This is a genomic window from Coleofasciculus sp., from assembly GCF_046539235.1.
Lineage (GTDB): Bacteria > Cyanobacteriota > Cyanobacteriia > Cyanobacteriales > Coleofasciculaceae > Coleofasciculus.
Window position 1 is genome coordinate 1 of sequence record NZ_JBKHHI010000401.1, and the last position, 6,189, is coordinate 6,189.

Annotated in this window: 6 protein-coding genes; 1 reads left to right on the top strand and 5 read right to left on the bottom strand. The window is 47.7% G+C overall.

Annotated elements, in window-relative coordinates:
- Window positions 1–1,810: CHAT domain-containing protein (locus ACLFWI_RS25200; protein ID WP_446415200.1), on the top strand; the 1,810-nt coding region annotated here is incomplete at its 5' end.
- 171 nt (window positions 1,811–1,981) lie between these two features.
- On the opposite strand, the gene ACLFWI_RS25205 is transcribed toward ACLFWI_RS25200, so the two are convergent.
- The 5 genes from ACLFWI_RS25205 to ACLFWI_RS25225 all read right to left on the bottom strand — a co-directional run bounded on the left by ACLFWI_RS25205 (window position 1,982) and on the right by ACLFWI_RS25225 (window position 6,083).
- Entirely contained in the window at window positions 1,982–2,938 is a 957-nt protein-coding gene (locus ACLFWI_RS25205; RefSeq protein WP_446415201.1) for a PhoH family protein, read from the bottom strand.
- 93 nt (window positions 2,939–3,031) lie between these two features.
- Window positions 3,032–3,433 carry a KH domain-containing protein gene (locus ACLFWI_RS25210; protein WP_446415202.1) on the bottom strand — a complete coding sequence of 134 codons (402 nt, stop codon included), beginning with the start codon at window positions 3,431–3,433 and terminating at the stop codon, window positions 3,032–3,034.
- Complete coding sequence (rpsP, locus tag ACLFWI_RS25215) at window positions 3,405–3,656, bottom strand: 30S ribosomal protein S16 (RefSeq protein WP_446415203.1); 252 nt, start codon at window positions 3,654–3,656, stop codon at window positions 3,405–3,407. The genes ACLFWI_RS25210 and rpsP overlap by 29 nt, the downstream gene beginning before the upstream one ends.
- 143 nt (window positions 3,657–3,799) lie before the next feature.
- On the bottom strand, window positions 3,800–5,260 hold the full coding sequence (gene ffh / locus ACLFWI_RS25220) for a signal recognition particle protein (RefSeq protein WP_446415204.1): 1,461 nt from the start codon (window positions 5,258–5,260) through the stop codon (window positions 3,800–3,802).
- 151 nt (window positions 5,261–5,411) lie between these two features.
- Window positions 5,412–6,083 (bottom strand): Uma2 family endonuclease, encoded by a 672-nt coding sequence (locus ACLFWI_RS25225; RefSeq protein ID WP_446415205.1) that lies wholly within the window; start codon window positions 6,081–6,083, stop codon window positions 5,412–5,414.
- Window positions 6,084–6,189: the final 106 nt, after the last annotated feature.

The window sequence follows — 6,189 nt, forward strand, 5'->3', positions numbered from 1 at the left end:
CGCGGACAATGGTGGAACCGATACCGTAGATAACAGCAACGCCAACAGCGATACGACAGATACAGGTAACGGCAATAGCGAAACCAGTGACGATAGCGACTCAACCTATAGCCGTGAACCAAATAACGGCAATAGCGATATCGCGGACAATGGTGGAACCGATACCGTAGATAACAGCAACGCCAACAGCGATACGGCTTCTGAGGATAACGCCAACACTGACACCTCCCAGGAGAATGACGACGAAACCTATAGCCGTAATCCGGATACTCCTGACAATAGCGATACGGTGAATAATAGTGGCTCTAACCCCACCGAAAGCCGCGATAATTCCGATGTCGCCAATGGTAATTCCAATACCCCTGAACCCTCTGGACAAGACACGCCAGTGGCAAATAATGGTAATGGAACCTCCGGTGAGACGCCTCAACAGCAGGCTTCAAACCAGGAAGAGTCATCAACATCATCAGAAACGGATAATGTCAGCGATCGCGTGGATCAACTTGAAGCTGCTTTTACCCAAGAATTCCAAACCTATCTCCAACAACAATTTGTAACCAAACGGCTAAATTTACAAGATATCACTGAACGGACTCGCGACATCGAACAAGTAACCGGCTTGAAAACCGCTGTAATTTATGTCAGCTTTGTCCCTCAACCCATGAACTCAGAAGCTAATGCTTGTCAAGCAGAGTCTGCGCCAGCCGTGGATCGCCGATTTGGTTATACCCCCTCAGCATCAAGCAATTGCTCACCGGAGGACAATCAACAGCTAGAATTGGTACTGATTACTGCCGATGGTGAAGCCATTCAACGTCGAGTTCCTAATGCGATTCGGGCTAAGGTTTTAGCAGAGACTCAAAAGTTTCAGCGGGCAATCAGCGATCGTCGTAACATCGGATCGACGAACTACCTCGATTCAGCTCAGCAACTCTACCAATGGTTAATCGAACCCTTAGCGGACGATTTAGAAGCACGCCAAATCCAAGGGTTAATGTTTGCCATGGATTCCGGGTTGCGATCGCTCCCCATCGCCGCCCTTCACGATGGAGACAACTTCTTAATCGAGAACTATAGTGTCAACTTGATTCCCAGCTTCAGCTTAATGCAAGCTCGCAATCCCGACATTCGCTCGCGTCAAATTCTGGCAATGGGGGCGTCGAAATTCTCAGATTTACAACCCTTACCCTTTGTGCCGATAGAACTATCCACAATTACAGACTATCTGTGGAAAGGCAAATCATTCCTCAACGAGAATTTCACCTTCCAAAATCTGCAAGAACAAATCAACCAGAACGAGTTTGGCATCATCCATTTAGCCACTCACGCCGAATTTAAGCCAGGGAATCCTAGCAATTCCTACATTCAACTGTGGAATCGCAAACTCCGGCTGGATGAACTCAAAGAGTTAGGCTTATCCAATTCAGCCGTGAATTTATTAGTCCTCAGTGCTTGCCGAACCGCCCTAGGCAATGAAGACTCTGAACTCGGTTTTGCTGGCTCAGCCTTACAAGCGGGGGTTGATTCTACCCTTGCCACCCTCTGGTACGTCAGCGATGAAGGGGCATTAGGAATCACGACTGAATTCTATCGTCAATTAAGTCAAGTTCCAATTAAAAGTGAGGCATTACGTCAGGCGCAGCTTGCCATGATTCGCGGCGAGGTTAGTATTGCCAATGGTCAATTAAATTATGGAGATAAAAGTATAACCTTACCTCCAGAAATGGCAGAACGCGCCAGGGCAAAAAATCTCAACTTCTCTCATCCGTACTACTGGGCACCCTTTACCTTAATTGGTAATCCGCAGTAGATAAGTGGGGAACAGGGAACAGAGAACGGGTAACCGGAAACCGACAAGAAACAGGAAACTATCAGGGCACGATAAGCTGTCACGCATTTAAATTGGGAATGGGTAGCGAGCAAGATGCTCAATGTAGCGAGCAAGATGCTCGCACTACAAGGATTACTTCATACTCCTGCCTTATTTTTGATGTTTCTCGTAAGCCTCAACAATCCGTTGAACCAGAGGATTACGAACCACATCTTGAGTGGAAAGTTCGCAAAACGCAATCCCATCAACGGGACGCAGAATTTTTTGTGCCACCCCTAATCCTGAATCTTGATTCGGTGGTAAATCGGTTTGAGTAACATCTCCAGTCACCACCATCCGAGAACCAAACCCCAAGCGAGTTAAAACCATTTTCATCTGGGCTGGGGTAGTATTTTGGGCTTCATCCACAATCACAAAAGCATTATTAAGTGTTCGCCCGCGCATATAGGCTAAGGGTGCTACTTCAATAATTCCCCGTTCCATTAAATTGGGAATTTTCTCCCCATCAATTAGTTCATATAAAGCATCATAAAGCGGACGTAAAAACGGATTAACTTTCTGCTGTAAATCTCCCGGCAAAAATCCTAATTTTTCCCCCGCTTCTACAGCCGGTCGGGTTAAAATAAGGCGTTCATACTCATTTGCCAGTAATGCCCGGGTTGCCAATACCACCGCCAAAAAGGTTTTCCCAGTTCCCGCAGGTCCAATACAAAACGTCAAATCATGAGTAAGAACCGCTTTAACGTATTGGCGCTGGCGAAACGTCTTGGCGCGAATCACATCACCGCGACGGGTACGCGCCAGTACATCTTGATGTAAATCCTGGAGTTCATCCTCACGGTGAGTATCCAAAGCCTGAAACGCGGTGCGAATGTCCGCCTCTTCAATTCGTCTACCCTCCAGCCAAAATGGTTTAAGCGATCGCACCACAGACGAGACGCGCTCAACTTGTTTTTGAGTACCAGAAATAAGCAATTCCTGTCCCCGCAAAACCAGACTCGCGCCAGTGCGTTGAGAGAGCAACTTCAGATTACTCTCGCGATCGCCCACCAGTACCATCGCACTCTGGACACTCGGTAATTCAATCGTTGTTGATACTTCACTCAAGGTTTGTCATCAGTTATCAGTTATCAAGTATTAGCAGGCAGGGAAAACAAAGGACAAAGGACAAAGGACAAATAACAAATGACATAAGACAAATCAAGAACGAGGCTTAGAGTTAGGTTTAGGCAAGGGTAAGCGTCGAGGCGAACCTTTCCTCCCCGGGGATCTACTCCCGGAAGGGGTCTCACGGCGGGATGTACCACCCGACTCATCATAGATATCCAAATAGACAGATTCACCAGCAATTTTAGCCACCCCTTGGATAACGGTGCGAATTGCCTGAATATTACGACCGCCTCGACCAAACACTCGCCCCTTGTCCTCTCCGTCAAACGCCAGCCGAATCCAGACCCGATTATTAGCATGGGCGCGTTCACAGTCTAAACTCAGCGACGTGGACGACTCTAAAAACGGCTCAACTAAAAATCGCACCAGACTCCCATAATCCGGGCTGGTTTTCTGCCCAGTTTCAGACAGTGGCTTGTTGTTCAAGGACATTGGCTTTCTTGAGAATGCTGCGAACGGTATCCGTGGGCTGCGCTCCGTTTTTCAGCCACTTGGCAATAGCGGGAGCATTCAGCGTCGTTTGATCAGTTCTGGGATTGTAGAAGCCCAACTCCTCTAAAGGACGCCCATCCCGACGGACGCTACTCTCAATCGCCACAATGCGATAACTCACTTCATGCTTTTTGCCGAATCGTTTTAATCGAATTTTGACCATAGTTTCCAATAACTCACCTGTTTGATTTTACGCGATAATTATAGATTTAGGGGAAAGGGGAATCATTCGTCATTCGTCTTATGTCATTCGTCATTCGTCCTTTGTCCTTGGTCATTTGTTGACTTCCCCTCACCCCATCTTCCTCAAAGCTGACCAAACCCCTTCTTCTTCTTCGGCTTTTTCTTCTTCTTCGTCGGACCACTACTGCGCCAACCGGGTTGGGAACGATTGCCCATTCCACCACCAAACATATCACCCATACCACCCATTCCGCCCATTCCGCCCATTCCGGGAAGTCCGCCCATTTGACCTTGACCCATCTGCTTCATCAGCGATCGCATCTTGGTAAACTCACTAATTAGACTGCTCACCTCACGCTCACTATGCCCTGAACCCCGGGCAATACGACGGCGACGACTAGGAGAACCAGCCAGCAAATCCGGATTGCGGCGTTCCTCAGCCGTCATCGAATTAATCATCGCTTCCGTTTGCTTGAGTTTGCCTTCCCCTTTTTCCAGTTGATCCGAACTCAGCTTACCCATTCCCGGCATCAGCTTGATCAACCCACCCAGGGAACCCATATTTTTCAACAGCCGCATTTGCTTCAAGAAATCGCTGAAGTCAAACTGAGCATTGAGCATTTTCTCCTGCATCTGGGCGGCGTCAGCCATGTCAATTTCTTCTTGGGCTTTTTCCACCAGCGTCAGCACATCGCCCATACCCAGAATCCGGGATGCCATGCGATCGGGATAAAATGGCTGTAGTGCTTCTACCTTTTCACCCACACCGACAAATTTAATCGGCTGACCCGATACCTGGCGCACAGACAACGCTGCACCCCCTCTAGTATCCCCATCCAGCTTAGTCAGAATCGCCCCCGTAATCCCAATTTGTTCATTAAACGTATGGGTTAGGGTTGCCGCCTCTTGACCCGTCATCGCATCCACGACCAGCAGAACCTCGTGGGGTTTAACATTGTCCTTAATCTGGGCAAGTTCCGCCATCATCTCGGCGTCGATTTGCAATCGTCCCGCCGTATCGATAATTACGGTATCAACACCCGTTTCCTTAGCATGGGCAACCCCTTGACGGGCAATCTCTACGGGGTTAGCATCCGTCCCCATTTCAAAGACAGGAATATTAATCTGTTCACCCAATGTCACCAACTGGTCAATCGCCGCAGGGCGATAAACGTCCGTCGCCACCATCAAGCAACTCCGGTTTTCCTTCCCCAGGTGTAAAGCTAATTTAGCCGTAGCCGTAGTTTTCCCGGTTCCCTGCAACCCTGCCATCAGCACGATAGTGGGCGATGTATCTGCCTTAGCCAAGGGGACATTACTTTCCCCCATCACCTGCACCAGTTCATCGTAGACAATCTTGATAAACTGTTGGTCAGGGCGGACGCCAGCGATGACATCAGCGCCCATGGCATTGCTTTCAACATCAGCAACAAATTTTTTGACGACTTGCAGGTTCACATCTGCCGACAGCAAAGCCCGACGCACCTCTTTCAGGGCGTCTTGAATATTGGCTTGAGATATCTTGTCTTGACCGCGTAGTTTCTTCCAGGCGTCTTCTAAGCGTTCGGCGAGAGCATCAAACATAGTTAACGTTAGTCTAAAAGTTTATTGTGACCAGAGATAGGGTCGGATTGCCGTGACTTCTTACACAATAACGCTTTAGGGGATTTTTCTACCAGTTCTCGACCTCTAGATTGTGCGATCGCGGTTTTCAAACTTCTCACCGATTCCAGGATCACAATTGATCCGGATCAAGTCCTGCATCCCGTAGTCGCTGTTCTAAGCGTTGAATCCGACTTTCCGCCTGTTGCGCTCGTTCTTCTGCCTGTTTAGCTCGTTGTTCAAGTTCTAGGAACGTGAAAAAATGCTGACCATCCGGGCGATAAATCTTTAATGTTTCTGACGTTAACTCAAACCGAATTCCCAGTCGAGGGGATGTCCAACCATTGACTTCTTCTATCGGATCTAACCAGTCTACAGACCGAACTAAGCCAGTTAATTCTATCCTGTCTGGGTCATAAATATAATATTCTTCGACTCCATAGCGTTGATAGAATAGTAATTTTTTTGCCATTTCAGCAGGGCGGTTACCAGGAGAGAGAATTTCCCACACCACCTGGGGGGCAATATTGTCTTCTTGCCATTGTTTGTAAGATCCGCGATCGCCTTTGGGTCTACCGAAGACAACCATGACATCAGGAGCTTGACGAACCAATGATTTTTGGTCAGGATACCATAATAAATCACCCGCTACAAATACATCCGCGCGATCGCTAAATAATAGTTCTAAGTTTTCTTTAATTACAACAATCCAGCGGAATTGAATCGTATTGTCTGCCATGGGTTGACCATCACTGTCTGGGTGTTGCAGGTTGACTACCTCAGAGGATTGCAATTGTTGTACCATGAGATTCGTTCTCTGACCCATACATTTTCAGTATATCATTGATTCTGAGTTAAATAAAGATGGCGAACAGTCCGATTGACAAAGCTGAGATAATCATCGATTTCTT